This window comes from Agromyces sp. NPDC029043, assembly GCF_055564615.1.
Genome location: NZ_JBVHVX010000019.1, coordinates 24,733 through 42,330 on the forward strand (window position 1 = coordinate 24,733; position 17,598 = coordinate 42,330).

The 17,598-nt window shown below is 63.6% G+C and carries 20 protein-coding genes, 1 tRNA gene and 1 pseudogene; 16 read left to right on the top strand and 6 right to left on the bottom strand.

Features of this window, described 5'->3' with window-relative positions:
- Positions 1 to 135: 135 nt before the first annotated feature.
- Positions 136 to 522: a site-specific integrase gene (locus ACZ4TW_RS19055; RefSeq protein WP_465545304.1), complete on the bottom strand. Its 387-nt coding sequence runs from the start codon at positions 520 to 522 to the stop codon at positions 136 to 138.
- A 118-nt stretch (positions 523 to 640) separates the two neighbouring features.
- Here ACZ4TW_RS19055 and ACZ4TW_RS19060 point away from each other — a divergent pair, with 118 nt between their 5' ends.
- The 13 genes and pseudogenes from ACZ4TW_RS19060 to ACZ4TW_RS19120 all read left to right on the top strand — a co-directional run.
- On the top strand, positions 641 to 1,000 hold the full coding sequence (locus ACZ4TW_RS19060) for a hypothetical protein (protein ID WP_465545306.1): 360 nt from the start codon (positions 641 to 643) through the stop codon (positions 998 to 1,000).
- Positions 1,000 to 1,257, top strand: a complete 258-nt coding sequence (locus ACZ4TW_RS19065; protein WP_465545308.1) for a hypothetical protein — start codon at positions 1,000 to 1,002, stop codon at positions 1,255 to 1,257. The genes ACZ4TW_RS19060 and ACZ4TW_RS19065 overlap by 1 nt, the downstream gene beginning before the upstream one ends.
- Positions 1,254 to 1,826 (top strand): hypothetical protein, encoded by a 573-nt coding sequence (locus tag ACZ4TW_RS19070; protein ID WP_465545310.1) that lies wholly within the window; start codon positions 1,254 to 1,256, stop codon positions 1,824 to 1,826. The genes ACZ4TW_RS19065 and ACZ4TW_RS19070 overlap by 4 nt, the downstream gene beginning before the upstream one ends.
- A complete protein-coding gene (locus tag ACZ4TW_RS19075) occupies positions 1,823 to 2,017 on the top strand; it encodes a hypothetical protein (protein WP_465545311.1) in 195 nt (64 codons plus the stop codon). The genes ACZ4TW_RS19070 and ACZ4TW_RS19075 overlap by 4 nt, the downstream gene beginning before the upstream one ends.
- 161 nt (positions 2,018 to 2,178) lie before the next feature.
- Positions 2,179 to 2,382 (top strand): hypothetical protein, encoded by a 204-nt coding sequence (locus ACZ4TW_RS19080; RefSeq protein ID WP_465545313.1) that lies wholly within the window; start codon positions 2,179 to 2,181, stop codon positions 2,380 to 2,382.
- Positions 2,375 to 4,498: a type IV secretory system conjugative DNA transfer family protein gene (locus ACZ4TW_RS19085; RefSeq protein WP_465545314.1), complete on the top strand. Its 2,124-nt coding sequence runs from the start codon at positions 2,375 to 2,377 to the stop codon at positions 4,496 to 4,498. Before ACZ4TW_RS19080 ends, ACZ4TW_RS19085 begins: the two co-directional genes overlap by 8 nt.
- A complete protein-coding gene (locus tag ACZ4TW_RS19090; RefSeq protein WP_465545316.1) occupies positions 4,495 to 5,457 on the top strand; it encodes a replication-relaxation family protein in 963 nt (320 codons plus the stop codon). Before ACZ4TW_RS19085 ends, ACZ4TW_RS19090 begins: the two co-directional genes overlap by 4 nt.
- Positions 5,454 to 6,479 carry a DNA-methyltransferase gene (locus ACZ4TW_RS19095; RefSeq protein WP_465545318.1) on the top strand — a complete coding sequence of 342 codons (1,026 nt, stop codon included), beginning with the start codon at positions 5,454 to 5,456 and terminating at the stop codon, positions 6,477 to 6,479. The genes ACZ4TW_RS19090 and ACZ4TW_RS19095 overlap by 4 nt, the downstream gene beginning before the upstream one ends.
- A complete protein-coding gene (locus tag ACZ4TW_RS19100; RefSeq protein ID WP_465545320.1) occupies positions 6,476 to 7,063 on the top strand; it encodes an antirestriction protein ArdA in 588 nt (195 codons plus the stop codon). The genes ACZ4TW_RS19095 and ACZ4TW_RS19100 overlap by 4 nt, the downstream gene beginning before the upstream one ends.
- A 126-nt stretch (positions 7,064 to 7,189) precedes the next feature.
- A complete protein-coding gene (locus ACZ4TW_RS19105) occupies positions 7,190 to 7,459 on the top strand; it encodes a hypothetical protein (protein WP_465545322.1) in 270 nt (89 codons plus the stop codon).
- 192 nt (positions 7,460 to 7,651) lie between these two features.
- Positions 7,652 to 8,044 carry a helix-turn-helix domain-containing protein gene (locus ACZ4TW_RS19110; protein WP_465545324.1) on the top strand — a complete coding sequence of 131 codons (393 nt, stop codon included), beginning with the start codon at positions 7,652 to 7,654 and terminating at the stop codon, positions 8,042 to 8,044.
- A gap of 26 nt (positions 8,045 to 8,070) precedes the next feature.
- Positions 8,071 to 8,721 carry an ImmA/IrrE family metallo-endopeptidase gene (locus tag ACZ4TW_RS19115; protein ID WP_465545326.1) on the top strand — a complete coding sequence of 217 codons (651 nt, stop codon included), beginning with the start codon at positions 8,071 to 8,073 and terminating at the stop codon, positions 8,719 to 8,721.
- 50 nt (positions 8,722 to 8,771) lie between these two features.
- Positions 8,772 to 9,734, top strand: a pseudogene (locus tag ACZ4TW_RS19120) (recombinase family protein); the annotation flags it as partial.
- A 324-nt stretch (positions 9,735 to 10,058) separates the two neighbouring features.
- Here ACZ4TW_RS19120 and ACZ4TW_RS19125 read toward each other — a convergent pair.
- The 3 genes from ACZ4TW_RS19125 to ACZ4TW_RS19135 all read right to left on the bottom strand — a co-directional run bounded on the left by ACZ4TW_RS19125 (position 10,059) and on the right by ACZ4TW_RS19135 (position 11,716).
- Entirely contained in the window at positions 10,059 to 10,187 is a 129-nt protein-coding gene (locus tag ACZ4TW_RS19125) for a hypothetical protein (protein ID WP_465545328.1), read from the bottom strand.
- A 325-nt stretch (positions 10,188 to 10,512) separates the two neighbouring features.
- Positions 10,513 to 10,589 (bottom strand) — tRNA-Met (locus tag ACZ4TW_RS19130).
- Positions 10,590 to 10,687: 98 nt separating this feature from the next.
- Positions 10,688 to 11,716 carry an Mce/MlaD family protein gene (locus ACZ4TW_RS19135; protein ID WP_465545330.1) on the bottom strand — a complete coding sequence of 343 codons (1,029 nt, stop codon included), beginning with the start codon at positions 11,714 to 11,716 and terminating at the stop codon, positions 10,688 to 10,690.
- Between the two features lie 319 nt (positions 11,717 to 12,035).
- Between ACZ4TW_RS19135 and ACZ4TW_RS19140 the strand changes: the two genes are divergently transcribed.
- Together ACZ4TW_RS19140 and ACZ4TW_RS19145 are read left to right on the top strand one after the other, a co-directional pair.
- Entirely contained in the window at positions 12,036 to 12,320 is a 285-nt protein-coding gene (locus tag ACZ4TW_RS19140; RefSeq protein WP_465545331.1) for a hypothetical protein, read from the top strand.
- 106 nt (positions 12,321 to 12,426) lie between these two features.
- The gene (locus tag ACZ4TW_RS19145) at positions 12,427 to 12,711 is read left to right on the top strand and encodes a hypothetical protein (protein ID WP_465545333.1); all 285 of its coding nucleotides are present in this window, start codon (positions 12,427 to 12,429) and stop codon (positions 12,709 to 12,711) included.
- Positions 12,712 to 12,799: 88 nt separating this feature from the next.
- Here the strand turns inward: ACZ4TW_RS19145 and ACZ4TW_RS19150 are convergent, their stop codons facing one another.
- A complete protein-coding gene (locus tag ACZ4TW_RS19150; protein ID WP_465545335.1) occupies positions 12,800 to 15,769 on the bottom strand; it encodes a UPF0182 family protein in 2,970 nt (989 codons plus the stop codon).
- A 112-nt stretch (positions 15,770 to 15,881) separates the two neighbouring features.
- Between ACZ4TW_RS19150 and ACZ4TW_RS19155 the strand changes: the two genes are divergently transcribed.
- The gene (locus tag ACZ4TW_RS19155; RefSeq protein WP_465545337.1) at positions 15,882 to 16,496 is read left to right on the top strand and encodes a PPA1309 family protein; all 615 of its coding nucleotides are present in this window, start codon (positions 15,882 to 15,884) and stop codon (positions 16,494 to 16,496) included.
- Positions 16,497 to 16,505: 9 nt separating this feature from the next.
- Here the strand turns inward: ACZ4TW_RS19155 and ACZ4TW_RS19160 are convergent, their stop codons facing one another.
- The gene (locus ACZ4TW_RS19160) at positions 16,506 to 17,546 is read right to left on the bottom strand and encodes a YlbL family protein (protein ID WP_465545339.1); all 1,041 of its coding nucleotides are present in this window, start codon (positions 17,544 to 17,546) and stop codon (positions 16,506 to 16,508) included.
- Positions 17,547 to 17,598: the final 52 nt, after the last annotated feature.

Consider the following 17,598-nt stretch of genomic DNA (forward strand, 5'->3'; position numbering starts at 1 on the left):
CACATTTTAACATTCTTTAGAACATATGTGCGAACATCGTCACTTGCGTAATCTGATGCGATCAGCATGCCAGAGCTGTGGGACAAGATCGGGGACGTCATGACCCGAGCCACGATGTGAGACAGCTATGCCCAGTCAGCGCTTGCCGTTACGCCTGATCACGACAGCACTAGCCGGGTTCGGCTCGACTCCAACGACGTCGTACAGCTTCCGCATCGCAGTGACCCGTCGGCGGATGGTGCTCTCGCTGTACTTTCTCCTGCGCAGAAGCGCCACGTACTGACGGATGTCTTTCTCAGTCAGCGCGAGGACGTCTTTGTCACGTTCCTCTGCCCACATGAACACATGGTCCAGATCACCCCAGTAGGCCCTCGCGGTGTTGTAGCCGTGTGGCAGTAGGACCTGCTCACGAAGCTCACCGAAGCGCTCATATCGGATCTCGAGCTCACGAATGATCGGCAGTAGGTAGTCCGGGTAGTACGAAGACTGGTCGGCTTTCGATTCGTCATCACGCTCTCGCACACCGCGACTGTATCGGGTGAAGTGCTATCACGCTTATGCTTTTGGACCCGCTACCTGCACAAATATCGTGATTTCCGTCAGATCACCTGTTCGCGGAGTTGCCCGAACAGCCGAAAAGATGGAGATCACAGTGTCCGCACTTGAGCGCTACTCAGCTAGTACGACCGCCCCTTTTTCGACCTACTCGGGCGGCCGGCTATCCCGCCAGACCGCTCGCGACTTGGCCGCTATCGACCACTCGACAGAGATTCGCGCCGCACGCGTGGCGGCAGCTGGCGAAGTGCAGCAGGCCAGAATCGACGCCGTCGCCCGAACCGGCGCGTATGCCCTGCAGCAGGTCGCCCTGGTATCACAGATGCAGCAGCAACTTGCGTTGGCGGCCCCGGCAGCGTCTGGCGATCTGGACTTCATCAGGACCATGACTGTGATGGGCATCGGCCAGATCGTCGCTGATACGGGCCGGGCGGTGAACCGGTGATGACCGCGCTCATGATCATCCTCGTGGTCGTCGCCGCGATCTTGTCGATGCTGTTCATCGCGAGGTTCCTCGTCGACGTGTTCGACGAGTCGGACCGTCAGCTAGAGATCGCCCGCATCAATCGGGAACGCAGGTTGGCTGAGGCTCGGATCAACCGTCTGACCTATTCAGCAATGCAGCAGATGAGCAATGCGGCCGCTCCGCACGGAGTGTTCTGCCAGTGCGCGCGCTGTGTCGGGCGCGGAGGTCAGCGATGACCGACACGTCACCGAACCTCGACATAATGCTCGGCGTTCAGTCTGACTACATCTCGACCGAGCAGATCGAACGGGCCAGACGGGGGCTGACACGGTGGGTATTCACCGCCGCGACGACGAAGGCGCGAGAGTGCGGCTTCGCCTGGATGCCACGGCCGGACGCCCCGTCGACCTATCTGGAGCTCTGCGCCGCGTACTCCCGCTCGACTGAGGCGGGCGGGCCGTTGCCGGTGTCGTCGGAGAACTCGGCCTCGGCCATCCTGACTTCGCCCGATGCCAACTTCGCCTGGCGATTCGTGCACGACGTGGCACACGTCAAACGTGGCCTCAGCTTCTCGCTGCCCGACGAGTACGAGCTGGCGTTATGGCACCTGTCCGAGCTGGAGCGGGACGGGTTCAGAACGGACAGTTTGGAGTACGCACTCCTGAAGGCCGACACGCTCGGCCAGGTGATCATCAACGCGGTCGTGCGTCGGTTCCCGGCCGATCAGGAGCTGTTCGACCTCGAATGTCAGCTGTACGGTTTCGAGCAGGGCATCCTTCGCGAGATCCGCCGGGAGTCGTCGTGAGTGGCGACCCCGGCGGGCTCGGGGGCCGGCTGCTCAACGCCTGCATCGCAATATTCGTCAGCGCCGTGGCGCTCTACGGCGCCATTTACATCCTTCAAGCGATCTGGGTTCCGCTCTGCATCACCATCACGACCGTCGCAATTGTCGGCGGATCTTCCGCAGTCATTTATCGACATTTTCGACGCTGGTAGTTCAGATCAGCCCGAGTTCCAGCCGGTGTTGTGGAATGCGCAGGAAATATTGACCGCTGCATTCGTGCAGCTCATAGTAAGGGCATGGCCGCTGCATAAATGCAGCACACCAATCGCCATTCAAATTATCAGGTAACCACCGAAAGGAGGGTGTATTAACTATGTCCAAAAAGCATTCACGCAAATCGCAACCGCAGAAGCGCGGCAGGAATCGGCAGATGCGGATTCGCAGCCAGCTCCGCTCCGACCCAGATCTGGGACGGATTGCCCGCACGGTGGTTGCCATCGCGGTCGCACAGGCCGAGAAAGAAGCACAGGAAGAGGTCGAACGCCGCGCGGAGGGCCAGGAGACCGGCGATGAATGAGGCCAACCGATTGGTCTTCGTCACCTTGTCGATCCCCGCTCCACTATCGATCGAGGCTGCGCATGCGGCCGTGGTCGCGCTGGCTGGACTCAGCGGACAACCTCAGGTCGTCATCGAGGCGCTCGGCGGCAATCGCCAGGTGCGGTGGCGCATCGGAATGCCGGTGCGCCACCGCCACCAGGTGATCGAGGTACTGCGGACCCATCTTCCTGGCCTCTTGGTCGACGAACCGCAGTTCCTCGCAGCCGGTCCGCGGGCAAATATCGCGGCGAAGGTTCGTGTCCGATCCCGGTCTGGCGTTGATGGTCCTCTGGCACACGAGTCCACCGAGTCGGTGACACGGGGGCTCCTCGGTGCCCTGGCGGTCGCTGGCAGTGATGAGCGCGTCTATCTCCAGGTGGTGCTCGGACCACGCAAGGCGCCCCAGGTACCCCCTGAACAGGTGCGTGGCGACAACCGCACACACGCCGCGGCCAAGCTCCGCGAGTTTCGGTTCGCCTGCGCCATCCGCGTGGCGGCGACCGCACCCGGTGACGACAGAGCTCGTCGGCTTGCGGATCGTGTCATCGCCGCGGTCCGCGGATTGAACGCGCCGAACGCACAGCTCACCGCCACCCGCATAGCCACTGCATCGTTCGACCGCGCTCGTGCGCCTTGGTTCTGGACGACGACGCTGAGCGTCAGTGAGGTCGTCGCACTGACGGCCTGGCCAATCGCTCATCGTGACGCCGCGCCGCTCCCCGGTGTGCCCTCGCGACATCCGAAGCTGCTCCCGACTCTGGCCAGCGCCCCAAAGGGAGGTCGGGAATTCGGCGTATCAACCGCACAGCCAGATCGCCGCGTTGGGATCTCGGTACGCGACTCGCTGTCCGGTATCGCCATCACAGGCCCGACCGGAGTGGGCAAGTCAAACCTGCTGGGTCAGTTCGCCCTGGCAGATATCACTGCGGGACGCGGGGTCGTGGTGATCGATCCCAAGGGTGATCTGATCGACGACATCCTGCAGCGCGCTGACGAATCACGACTCGACGACATCGCCGTCGTCGACGCCACCGACCCTGCACCCATCGGCATCAACGGACTGGTCGGTGCCATCGATCCAGACCTCGCGGCCGACACCACTCTCGGCGTCTTCCACTCACTGTGGGCCGACGCGTGGGGCCCACGCACGCAAGATGTCCTGCACGCCAGCCTCCTGACGCTCGCCCGGCGCGGTGACGCCTCGATCGCGATGTTGCCGCTGCTGCTCACCAATCCCGGCTTTCGGCGCTCGATCGTCGGCCGAGTGGCCCGCGAGGACCCCATGGGTCTCGGTGGTTTCTGGGCGTGGTGGGAGAGTCTCAGCGAAAACGAGCAGGCACAGGCCACCGCGCCATTGCTGCGCAGAGTTCGCCCGATCCTGCTGCGTCCGGGCCTGCGGGGCATCCTCGGCCAACGCCGCCCCAAGTTCGACCTGTCCGACGTATTCACCAAGCGCCGCATCCTGCTCGTAAGTCTCGAGAAAGGCAAGATCGGCCCCGAAGCTGCCGCACTGCTCGGTTCCCTGATCGTCTCGCAACTGTGGACCGCGACCCTCGCTCGGGCCTCGCAGCCACCTCAGTATCGGCACCCGGTCACGATCCTGATCGACGAGGTCCAGGACTACCTCCGACTCCCCGGTGACATCGGTGATGCACTGGCTCAAGCTCGCGGCCTTGGCGTCGGCTACACACTCGCACACCAGCACCTCGGCCAGCTCCCCAAGTCGATCCGCGAAGCCGTCACCGCAAACGCCAGGACGCGCATCGCCTTCCAACTGAGTCACCCTGACGCCCGCGAGTTCGCCAGCCTCACCAGCGGCCAGCTTGAACCCGCCGACTTCGAAGCGCTGCCCGCCTACCACGCGTACGCCCAGATCCTGCACCAGAACACGCCCGGCCCATGGGTCAGTGTCACCACCACGAAGATGCCCGACCCCGTCCGGTCAGCCGGGTCAATCCGACGACGCTCCCGCGAGCGCTACGGCCAGCCGCTTAGCGATGTCGAAGCCGATCTGCTGTCGCTCACCGAACGCCGATCCTCCCGCGAATCCTTCGGCCGCATCAAGCGATCCGACACGGAAGGGGGCGCGTCATGACCAGCTACACCCCAGGTCAGGGCATTCCGCCCGCCATTCCGGCCGGCTCATCCGCCACATCCTCGTCGTCGCAGGCCAGTCGCGAATCCGTGCGCGGTCGGGGGACGAATACTCCGCCGACGATGTCGACGGAGAGCGCCCGAGTAATGCAGCCGGACAAGCGGCGGCGACGAATCGACCGCGACGAGCTCCGGCGCATCAGTGAGGCGATGCCGGAGCGTGATCGCGAGGTGCTCCACCGCATCGACGAGCACCGCTACCTCACCACGCACCAAGTCCAGTCCTTCGCCTTCACCGCGCACGGCAGTGCCGACTCGGCCGCCCGCACCACCCGCTACGTCTTGGCTCGGCTTGAACGTCTCGCCTTGATCCGGTCGCTGCCGCGCCGGGTGGGTGGGGTCCGAGCCGGTAGTGCTGCCCGCATCTGGCAACTCGCTCCGGCCGGTGCCCGGCTGCTCCGCGATGAGGGTCAGACGTACCGCAGCCATGAACCGTCGCTGCGCTTCCTTCAGCACTGCTTGGTGGTCGCTGACGTCCACCTCGGCTTACGTAACCTGACCGCGCTTGAGGCCGTCGAAGCGATCGACGTGGCGACAGAGCCCGCGTCCTGGCGGCGCTACATCGGTCCCGGCGGCGAACAGCGCTGGTTGCAGCCGGATCTTGCCAGTGCCGTTCGGACGAGAGACTACGTCGATCGCTGGTTCATCGAAGTCGACCTCGGCACCGAATCACTCCCCACCGTGCTCAAGAAATGCGGCCAGTACGAGACCTACCGAGCGAGCGGCATCGAGCAGGACGCACACCACGCCTTCCCGCTGGTGATCTGGATCTTTACGGGCCAGACGCGTGCCGAGAAGGTGAAGTCCTCCATCCTGCGCTCCCCCCGGCTGACTCCCAACCTGTACCGCGTAACGACGATTAACGGCTTTGCCGCCAGCGCACAGGAGTGGCTGCAATGAGCGGGCCACCACGAAACCAGATCCTGACCGGCGACGCACTCGCACACTTGAAGACACTGCCCGACGCCAGTATCGACTGTGTCATCACCAGCCCGCCGTACTTCCGGCTGCGCGACTACGGCCACGACGACCAGCTCGGCCTCGAAACACACGTCGACTCCTGGGTTGCCCAGCTACGTACCGTGCTCACCGAATGCGCCCGCGTCCTCGTGCCGACCGGGACTCTGTGGCTCAACCTTGGCGACACCTACAGCACCCACACCCGGGAAGGCGCTGAGCGGAAAAGTCTGCTACTTGGCCCGGAACGTCTGGCGCTCCAACTGATCACGGATGGCTGGACAATTCGAAACAAGATCGTCTGGGCCAAGACCAACACAGTGCCATCGAGTGTGCGGGATCGACTGACCGCCTCGCACGAGGTCATCTACCTACTGACACGGTCACCGCGCTACTACTTCGACGTCGACGAGATCCGTATCCCCCACGTCTCACGACCACCACGCCGATCACCTCGACCAGCGAACCGCGCGGAGAAGGCAGGCCGAGGGCCCAACACCCACAGCGACCGCGGCCTGCTATACCTCCGAGCCAGCGGACGGGTTGGTCATCCCCTCGGCAAGAACCCCGGTGACGTCTGGGCCATGCGCGTCAGCAGCTTCCGCAGCAGTCACATCGCGACCTACCCGGAATTGCTCGTCCGTCGCATGATCCTGGCCGGCTGCCCACGTCTGCGCTGTTCACACTGCCGCTCACCGTGGACTCGGGAACTTGTCCGACGCGGCGGCCACGCTCGCCGCAAACCACCGCGGCCAAGCTGCACCTGCGACGCGCCCGCCGAACCCGGCCTGGTGCTCGATCCGTTCATCGGCTCCGGCACCACGGCCGTCGCCGCCGCTCGTACTGGGCGCGATTGGCTCGGGATTGAGATCAACCCCAGTTACGTCGAGCTAGCCGAAGAACGCATCCGAACCGCGCTGCAGCACAACACAACCAAGCCCACGAAACGAAAGGAGGTGCTATGAACCAAGAACACAACCACGAACCACATCACGAGGACGAATCAACCCGAAAACTCCAGCCCCGCATCTGGGTCGGAAGCCTGGCCGACTACAACGCCGGACGGCTCCACGGCGACTGGCTCGATGCCGCCGTCGAACCAAGCGACCTTCGGGCAGCCGTCTTCCGTATCTTGGTCAGTTCCCACGAACCAGACGCCGAGGAGTGGGGCATCTTCGACTACGACGACTTCGGTGGCTATCAAGTCGGCGAGTACGACGCGCTCGACCAGGTTGCCGACGTCGCTCGCGGCATCGCAGAGCATGGCCCGACCTTCGCCACTTGGGCCGAGATCCACGACGGCAATCCCGACATGCTCGCCCAGTTCGATGATTGCTTCATCGGCACCTACGACTCACCGTCCGACTGGGGCCGCGAGGTGCTCGAAGGCAGCGGCATAGAGGAGACACTCGACCGTGAGGTACCGGCCGATCTCCGCGCCTACATCCAGTTCGACTACGACGGATTCGCTCGTGACCTCCAGCTCAGCGGCGACGTCCACATCGAAAACGCACCCGATGGCAAAGTCTGGCTCTTCCGAGTGATCTAGTGCAGCCGGTCATCCGTCGTCGAGAGACTGCGGCCGCCCCAGTGAGCATTCCGCTCACCGGCCGCACCACCTCGAAGACGGTGACCGGACCCCCGGAAACAACCTTCAGGAAGGAGTAGGAAACTCATGAAAACACTGGCAATTCGTCTCGAAGACGAGCAGCACGCGCGCCTGTCGATCCTGGCCAAGCTCAGCGGCATATCGCTCACGGACACCATCCGTGACGCGATCGAGAGCCGTATCGAGACGCTGGCAGCAGACCCAGAGATCGCGGCCAAAGCCGAAGCACTGACCGCCGAGATCGACCGCGAAGCCGCCGAGCAGCGCGACGCCATCGCCACCCTGTTCGGCACCACCAAGCGAGCAACACCGCGTGGTCGCCAGACCAAGGAGTGAGTCACCCATCCACAACCGGGGAGTCAGGTCGAGCTGCAGCCAGCAGCTCCCTGACTCCCCACATATCCCGACAAAATATTCAAAGAGGTAAGGACAACCTCGCCGAATTCTACAACGATTTTGGTACTGCATTTATGCAATTTTGGGAATAAAATAGAAATATAGAAACGAATGAATCGGAGATACATCACCATGACGAACACTACTAACGCAGTCAAACTCGGAATGGCGCTCAAAGAGCGTAGGAACGAACTCGAGTTGACTATCAAGGAGGTGGCTCGTCGCTCTGATATGACCGACTCCAACGTGCTTCGTATCGAGCGTGGTGACATCCCGCAGCCGAGACCGGAAACGCTGAAGTCCTTGGCTGATGTGCTGGGACTTGAACTCTCCGACTTGTTCAACCTCGCAGGCTACGTTCAACCGAAAACACTGCCGAGCTTCTCCCCTACCTTCGCAGCAAATACTCAGATCTCCCGGAGTCGGCAGCGAAAGAAATGGAGGCCAGTTTCGCAAGAATTGCAGCAAAGCACGGATATGACCCGAATGGACCTCGCGACGGAGAAGACGAAGGTGAATAACTAGCAGCCCACTATGAAAGGAGGCTCACCATGACACATACTTACAAACCATCAGTACTTACGAGCCTCCGGGCCGTCATCCCACAGCGCGACGCGAGCTTCCTGGAAACACTGCGTACCGCCGAGACCCAGGCTGCCAAGCTCGCCGATCTGATCGGAGACGAACGCGGCATCCTCGAGCATCACATCACCGGATTGCCACGCATGGTCGTCATTCGCGAGAACATCCCCGTCTCAGGCATGAGCTACTGGAACGGCCAGCAGTGGGTGATCGTGCTTTCGGCCAAAGAACCCGCCGTTCGTCAGCGCTTCACGCTCCTGCACGAGTTCAAGCACATCGTCGATCACGGCCACACCGATCAGCTCTACCGCGCCACCCACAAGATGACTGCGGCCGAGCAAGCCGAAGCCGCTGCCGACTACTTCGCAGGCTGTGCCCTCGTCTCCAAACGATCACTCAAAGCCGCCTGGGGCAACGGCATTCAGCGCGTCGCCGATCTGGCGTCTCACTTCGGTGTCAGCGAACCCGCCATCCGCGTCCGTCTTGCACAAACTGGACTCGACAAGACCGACGATGCACCCCTCGCGACCCGCTGCGCCCGGCCTGTCCACACTGGACGGTCTGAACGCCAGAAGTTCATCCGCGCACCACGATCAACCCAACAAAGGAGCTACGCGTGACCGCCGCACCATCACTCGGGATCAAGCCGCTGGCGGTTCAGTACCTCCGCGTGAGCACCAAGGACCAAGCCGAACGCGGTGGCGAAGCAGAAGGCTTCTCGATCCCCGCCCAGCGCGAAGCCTGCCTGCGCAAGGCACAGAGCCTCGACGCCGTCACGGTTGCCGAGTTCGTCGACGCTGGTGAAAGCGCCCGCTCAGCCAATCGTCCGGAACTGAAGAAGATGCTCGACTACGTCAAGGCTCACAAGATCCAGTACGTCATCGTGCACAAAGTCGACCGCCTTGCCCGTAACCGAGTCGACGACGTCGAGATTAACCTCCACCTCACGTCCGTCGGCGCACAACTGGTCTCTTGCTCGGAGAACATTGATGAGACACCGAGCGGGATGCTGCTCCACGGCATCATGAGTTCGATCGCCGAGTTCTACAGCCGCAACCTGGCCACCGAGTCCCGCAAAGGCATGCTTCAGAAGGCAAAGGGCGGCGGTACTCCGGGCATGGCGCCCTTCGGCTACCTCAACAGCCGCATCCGCACCGACGACGGCAGAGAAGTGAAGACCGTCGTCATCGACCCTGAGCGCGGACATTGGGTCACCTGGATGTTCGAGCGCTACGCCACCGGCGAGTGGACAGCCGGAATGATCAAAGACGAGTTCGACAAGCGCGGCGTGACCACTGTGACCCGACCGAATCGCCCCAGCCGGCCGATCGCGCACTCGCACATCACGTCGATGCTCCAGAACCGCTACTACACAGGCACAGTCAGATTCGAGGGCGTCGAGTACCCCGGCAGTCACCCTGGACTCGTCAGCGAAGCGCTGTTCGCCGAAGTGCAGCGTGTCCGCGAAGCCCGCCACCAGAGCCGCGAGAAGCCGCGGGTACACAATCACTATCTGAAGGGCTCGGTCTACTGCGGGCAATGCGGCGAACCGCTCACGTTCGAGAAGACCCGCAATCGGGCAGGTACCACCTACGACTACTTCTACTGCCTCGGCCGTCAGCGACTCAAGAACGGCTGCACCTTCCGCGCTATCCAAGCGCCGCACCTTGAAGACCTGGTGACCGCTCATTGGCAAACCGTCACGCTCAGCGAGCAGCAGACCAGCGCAATCCGTGCGCTCGTCCTCGATCACATGCGCGTCCTGCTGCCCGATGCCGCTCAGTCCCGACAGACAGCCTCCGAACGACTCCAGCAGCTCGAACAGGACAGCCGCAAGCTGCTCGAAGCGTTCTATGCCGACGCGATCGGCACGCCAGAACTCCGTGCTGAGCAAGCACGCATCGCAACCGAGCGCGCGAAGGAAGAAACGAAGCTCAGTGAGTTCGAGCTCCAGGAATCACACCTCACCACGAAGCTCGAAGGCTGCCTGGAAATCCTCGGCAACGCCCGTCACTACTACCTCGAAGCGGATGTGAAGTCCCGCCGTGACCTCAACCAGAGCATCTTCACACACCTGTACGTCCACGACGACGACATCGTGGCCAGCGACCTGACCTCGGCCTACCAGCTGCTCATGAACGGCGATCTGGCCGCGACACTGGCAGCCGAACGGAAGCGGGAGCAAAACAAGGTCGTTAGAACCAGTGACCTCATCGGCGCCACAGAGGTTACCGAGGTCGGCGACACGGGCGGCGAATCAATCCCACGGGACCTACCGACACGCGCCCGCAGAACCGCCCCAGACGCCCGAATCCCCGGGTTCCTGACCATCGAACGCCCCAGGGGTGCGATGCCGTGGGAGAAAGAAAGAACCACGGCCCCTGAGGACCGTGGTTCTAACATTATCTCTTTGGTAGCGGGGACAGGATTTGAACCTGCGACCTCTGGGTTATGAGCCCAGCGAGCTACCGAGCTGCTCCACCCCGCGTTGGTGAACACAACGTTACACACCGCGTCGTCGCGGAAGCAAATCGGTTCTCTCAGAGCGAAGTCGGGGGTGGTGACCTGGGGTTTTGGGATGTGACGTCAACTGGGGTGGACGCCCATCATGATCGCGAGCTGGGTCGCGAGGGGGTTCAGGTTCAGCTTGTCCGGATCCTTCTTCGGCGTCTGATCCCACGGCTGGGGTGTCGTCAGCATCGAGGCGCGGTCGGCGCTGCGGACACCCGTCGGATTGCCCACGGGCGCTGTGCACGACGCCTCGGTGTTGAACGGGAACTCGTCGTACCGGATGTCGAAGGTGGGGTTCTTGCGTTTGATCTCGTCGATCATCTCGTCGGTCGACTCGTAGCCCTTGGTGCACGCCGCGGGGTTATTGGTCTCGAGCACCACACCGAAGTGGATCTGGCCATCACCGGGAGCCGTGGAGTGGCTGCCGGCCGAGAGGTTGCTCAACATCGAGAACGTGAACGACGTCAGCTTGCCCGCGGGCTGAACGGTCCGCGCGACCTCCGACAGATCACCGACGACCTTCGAGATGTCGCCACCGTTCTTCTGGATCAACTCCGAGATCTGCGTCGCCGACGCGGTACCCGTCGTCAACAGACGACGCAGATCGGGATCAGCGGTCGCGAGCGTCGCCGTGACGACGTCCAAACCCTGTGACCAGGCCAGGATCTCGTCGGACTGCTCGGCCTGCGTCGCCAACACCGCATCCGAATTCTCGATCAACGAGATCGTCTCCGGCAACGACTCCACACCCGCCGCCGACAGCTTGTCCAACGAATCCACCAAACGCGTCAGATTGTCACTCTGACCATTGAATGCCTTGCCCAACTCGGTGATCACCGTATGCAGATCATCCACCGGAATCGACTGCGTGAAATCGATCGCCGAGGACACCACATCCTCCAACGGAGCAGGCAACGACGACTTCGTGATCGTCGACCCATCCACCAGATACGGACCCGCCGCCGACGTGGGCTGCAAATCGATGAACTGCTCACCGATCGCCGACCGATTCGCCACCACCGCCACCGCCGACGCCGGGATCTCCGGACCACGGGCGTACTTCACCCCCGCGTATGCGGTGGCGAGGATCGCGGCGAGTGCCATCACCACCAGTTGCAATCGGACCAGACGTGACAGCGGGGTGGCATCAGCCGACGATCCTCTCCGCGCGCGCCCACCCCCGGGACGCCGCGCCCCGCAGCGAACCTTACCGACGAGTAACCAGCATGCGACAGCCGGCGATCACACATCACTCAGGAGTCGAAAGGTGGCTCGGCGCATGCTTATCCGGTATTGAGATGCGCGCCACAGCCCGCAATCGGAGCCTTGGGTCCTGCCCGCGCGGGCCTTTGGACTCACGCCCCGCCCCAGCAGGTGCGCGCATGCTCGATGAGCAGGGATTTCACACCTCAAGGAGCCAACGATGACCACCGCGCACATGTCCTTCCCCGAGTCCGACCGGCACCCCATGGGATGGGTCGCCTACGTCGCCATCGTGCTCACGATCGGCTTCGCCGGCCTGTGGCTCACCTCCCTGGCCAACTCGTTCGCCGTCGGGGCCATCGTCTTCGGCATCCTGACCGCGGCGTCGATCGCCGCCGGCGCGGTGATCTACACGTCCATCACCAAGGCAACGCATCACAGCCCGCTGATCCCCGCGACGACCTCCGTCGAAGAGGCCCACTACCTCGCGGAGTACCGCAGCTGACCTGCTTGTTCTTCTGAACTATCCCAAAGACGCCTACGCCTATGTGATGCGCATCACATAGACGTAGGCTTTGCTGCTGTCCGAACTCCACGTCGAGGAGGTCACCATGTCCGCACATCCGCATCACCACGAGAGTCATGGCAATCACCCGATGAGCTTTGTCGGGTTCGTGCTCGTCCTGGTCGGCTTCGCGTGCGCCGCGGTCTGGCTGGTATCGATGGCCGGCGGCAACGTGATGCCCGCGGTCATCTTCGGCCTGTTGATGGTCGCCGCGTTCGCCGGCGCGGTGTCCATCTTCATGTCGCTGGTGCACCGCAATCACCACAGTCCGATCCTGCCGGACAGCACACCCGACGAACTCTCGCGCTACATGCACGAGTACCGCGACTGACCTGAGCTCGCAGCCGCCCTGATCGCGACTGGCCCGACCCCGCGGGTGCGGGTGCCAGGCCAGTCGGCGAGATCCGGTTCGAGACCGATCAGTTGGGCGTTGCCTCGAACTTCTGCGTGGCCTGCTTCAGACGCTCGAGCGCCTCGCCGTAGGCCTTGAAGTCACCCGAGGTCTGGGCGGCCTGCAACGCGTCGATGGCCGCGCCGATCTCTTGGATCGCCGCTTCCTTCTGGCTCGACTGTGCGGTGTCGGCCGCCGCCTGCTGCTGGGTGTTGGTGGTGTCGGTCTGGGCCGTCTGCTGATCACCCTCGCCGGGCACCGCGGCCGCCTGACTCGGATCGATACCGACCTGCGCGAGCGCACCCGCCGTCGTCGACGCATAGCCGACGCGGTTCTCGTACCGGGTGATCACCCGGAACAGACGCGGGAACGTCGCATCGAGTCCACGTGCCTGCGCGTACATCGGCACCACATACAGAATTCCGTTGTCGCCCACCGGAAGTGTCAGCAGGTTACCGAAGGTCACCGTCGCGGTGTTCTCCAGACTCTTGCGACTCTCGGCCACTCGGTCGTCGGTCTGCATCGGGTTGAACGCCTGCTTGGGACCATCGCGCTGGATGTTGGTCGGGATGGTCTTGACGGTGATCTTGCCGTAGTCCGACGGATCGGAGGACACCGTCATGTAGGCGCCCAGGATCGGGCGGTTGAGTCGGGTGAGGACCGACGTCAACTGGAACGACGGCTTGCCGGTCTCCGGCGACGAGGCGACGAAGTAGTACGGCGGCTGATCGAGTCCGCGCGAGTCCGCATCGGGGCTCGTCGGGTCCGTCGGCACCGACCAGAAGTCGCTGCCCTGGAAGAAGGCCTGCGGGTCGGTGACGTGATACTTCGTCAGCAACTGCCGCTGGATCTTGAACAGATCCTCCGGGTAGCGGACGTGATCACGCAGCCCCGACTGCTGATCGAACTCGGCGCGCGACTTCACGGTGCCCGGGAAGACCTGCATCCAGGTCTTGAGGACCGGGTCCTTGTCGTCGAACTGATAGAGCGTGACCTCGCCGGTGTAGGCGTCGACCGTTGCCTTCACCGAGTTCCGCACGTAGGACACATCCTGATTGATCTGGGTACGGCCCGTCTGACCCTGATTGAGTTCCTGGGCGTCGGTGGTCGCGTCCTGCAGGGATGTCCGCTGGGCGTACGGGTAGTTGTCGAGGGTGGTGTACCCGTCGACGATCCACTTGATCGACCCGTCCTCCATCACGGCCGGGTAGGTCTTGGAGTCGACGGTGAGCCACGGCGCCGCCTTCTTCACACGGTCACGGGGATCACGCTGGTACAGCAGCTTCGAGTTCTGGTTGATCTCACCGGAGAGCAGGAAGTTCCGCTCGGCGAACTTCACCGAGTAGAGGAACCGGTTGAAGTAGTTGCCCAGGGAGACACCGGCGCCGCCCTGATAGGTGTACTTCGATTCCTGCGTGTCGTACTCACGAGCCGATCCTCCGTCGGAGCCGACGATCGCGTAGTCCGGGTCGACCTTGGAGATCAACTCGCCGAAGTAGATTCGCGGCTGAGTGACCTTGATCGGGGCGTCGGCCTTGTACTCGTCGGTCTGGAAGTTCGAGAGATCACTGACGTAGAAGACGGGCTCGCCGCCACCGTTGACGTCGTTCTCGTCGGAGACGGCCTCGTTCACCCGGTTCGCCGGCGCGGCGACGAAGCCGTTGCCATGGGTGTAGACGAGATGCTTGTTGAGCCAGTTCTGCTGATTCTCCGCGAGGCGTCGAGGATCGATCTCACGCACGGCGACCACGAAATCACGCAGCTGGCCGTCGATCTCGTACCGGTCGAGAGCCAGCTGGCTCGGGAAGCCGTAGAAGTTCTGACGCTGCTGCAGCTGCGTGAATGCCGGCGAGATGATGTTCGGATCGAGGATGCGGACGTTGGACAGTGTCGGCTCGTCGGCGTTCACGGTGGCTTGTGTCAACGTGCCCGACGTCCAGTTCGGTTGCGTCGTCACATGATCTGAGCCGATCCCGTAGGCCTGCTCGGTCGCCTGGATGTTGCGCGAGATGTACTCGGCTTCCTTCTGGGCGGCGTTCGGCTTGACCGAGAACTGCTCCATCGCCAGCGGCCAGCCCACGCCGATCAGCAACGCCGACAGCAGCATCAGGACGGTCGCCAAGGCCGGAATCCGCAGATCCCGCAGCACCACGCCGGCAAAGAAGGCGACGGCGCAGATGATTGCGATCGACATCAGGATCAGCTTGCTGGGCAGCACCGCGTTGATGTCGGTGAAGCTCGCGCCGGTGAAGATCTCCTGCTTGCGCTCACTCGACAGCAGCGAATACCGGTCGAACCAATAGGCGACCGCCTTCAACAGGAAGAACAGACCCGCGAGCACCGCGAGTTGCACTCGCGCGGCCACGGTCATCGAGCCGCTGTTGCCGCCGCCGCCGAGCCGGATGCCGCCGAAGATGTAGTGCGTCAACAGGTTCACCAGGAACGCCACCACGACGATGACGAACAGCAGATTCAGCACCAGGCGGAAGAACGGCAGATCGAAGGCATAGAAGCCCACATCGAGACCGAACTGCGGGTCGGTGGTGCCGAACGACTGGCCGTGCAGATACATCTGGACCGTCGCCCACGAGCCCTGGGCGACGAGCCCGGCGAGCAGACCGATGATGATCGGCGGCGCCAGCGCGAACCAGCGGACGCGGCCCATCACCGTGGTGCGGTAACGCGCCAGCGGGTCGTTGGGTCCGGAGGCCGGCACGAAGATCGGCCGAGACCGGTACGCCAGTGCAATCGCGCCGAAGATGATGAGTCCGGTGATGATCGCGACGATCAGGAAGATGATGATCCGCGTCCACGCGATGGTGGAGAACACCCGGGTGTAGCCGATGTCGGAGAACCACAACCAGTCGGTCGCCAGGCTCACCGCGCGGGGCCCCACGAGCAGCAAGACCAGGATCACCACCCCGACCCCGATCGCGATTTTGCTCCTGCGCGACAGTGTCGGCATTCCGGCCGGCCCTCGGACGCTCACCTGATCCACACTCCAAAGTTCTCAAGCCGGACATTCGCGCCCGGTTCGGCGTCTCCACGCCGGTCGCAGTTCACTGTACTGGTCGCGCCAGAACAGGGTCCGGGTTGGCAAGATGGTCGCCGTGAGCACACCCCTTCCGCCGGACGCCCCCGGTGCCGGCACACCGCCCGACGCGCTCGGTGGAGCCCTGCGTGACGTCGCGCAGTACATCGACGCCGGCGGGTGGAATCAGCCACCTGCCCTCTTCGCGCTCGTCCCCACCCGGGTGCTGGCCGCGAGCCGCCCCGACCTGGTCGATCCCGACGACGATTCGGAGCTCAGCCCCATCGCCCAGGATCCGCTCGACGCGGTGACCGACGGGGATCAGCTCGAAGAGTTCCTAGCCACGCTGTCCTGGCCACCGGCCGTCGCCGGATGTGCGCTGGTGCAGGAGATCGTCGTCGTACCGCCGGAGGCCGAGGCCGAGATCGACTCCGTCTTCGAACCACTCCTCGGTGACCCGGCCGCTGCCGATGCGGCGGCCGCGCAGGCCGCCCGGGCCCATCCCGGCAGTCGCGTCGCCCGGCTCATCTCCGGGGCACTGCGCGGCGGACACACATTGAGCCTGCTGCAATTACGACCCGACGACGACGCGTCCGACGAGCCGTCGGGCCCGATCGAACTCCTCACCCACCCCGATCTGGCGACCACGCTGCTCGCCGCCCTCGCCGCCAGTTTCGATCACGACGAGGTGTGAGTGGGAATCTCAGCAGTGCGGGGCGTCTTTTCCGGCGCCGATCGCCTCGAGTGAGCTCAGGGCCGAATCGAGGTCGGTGACCTTGACCAGGTCCAACCCGTCCGGGGCGTCGTCTTTCGCCTCGGTGCAGTTGGCCTCGGGGACGAGGAAGACGGTTGCCCCGGCCTCGCGGGCTGCCTGCGTCTTGTGCGTGATGCCGCCGATCGGCCCGACGGTGCCGGACGGATCGATGGTCCCGGTGCCCGCGATGAACTTGCCGTGGGTCAACTCGCCGGGGCTGAGTTTGTCGATCACCGCGAGGGTCAGCATCAATCCGGCCGACGGCCCGCCGATGTCACCGACGTTGTAATCGATCTTCAGGTTCGGGTCCGCATTGACGACGGCAGGAGTCACACCGAGGTATCCGGCGTTCTTGTCGTCCGGGCGGGCGCCGAGGGTGACCTGCACGGTCTGCGTCGCCTCCCCGCGTCGGATCTCGATCGACACGACATCGCCGGGCTTCTTGCCGCGGACCACGGTCTGCACCTGTTCGGTGGTCGAGGCGGGCTGCCCGTCGATGCCGAGGATGACGTCGTCCTTCTTGAGGACCTCGCCCGCGGGTCCGTCGGCGGCGACCTCGGCGACGATCAGCTTGGTGGGTCGGTCCAGATGTGTGAGCGCGGCGGCGGTGGCGTTGTCCTCCGAGCCGGACATCTCCTGCTGATTGCCCTGTCGCACTTCCTCATCGGACTTCCCGGGCGGATAGATGCGGTCCCGCGGGGTCAGCGAGTAATCGCCGGAGAACCACATGCTGATCGCCTGGAACAGCGAGAGCCCATCGGTGACCGACACGGTCGTGAGGTTGAGGTTGCCGGTCGTCGGATCCACCGGTGCGCCCGACACGTCGACGACGCTCTTGCCGTCGTAGCTGCCGAGGGTGTTGACCGTGGGGCCCGGGCCGAGAGCAACGTAGGGAACCCGCACGGTGGTGCCGAGGAAGAACAGCAGCACGAAGACGAGAACCGTCACCGCGACGGTGGCCAGTCTCCGGTGACCGGGTGTCATGGACATTCCGCCGAGGATAGTGGACCGCGGGATCGTCGAACGTCGCCCTCACCCCGCG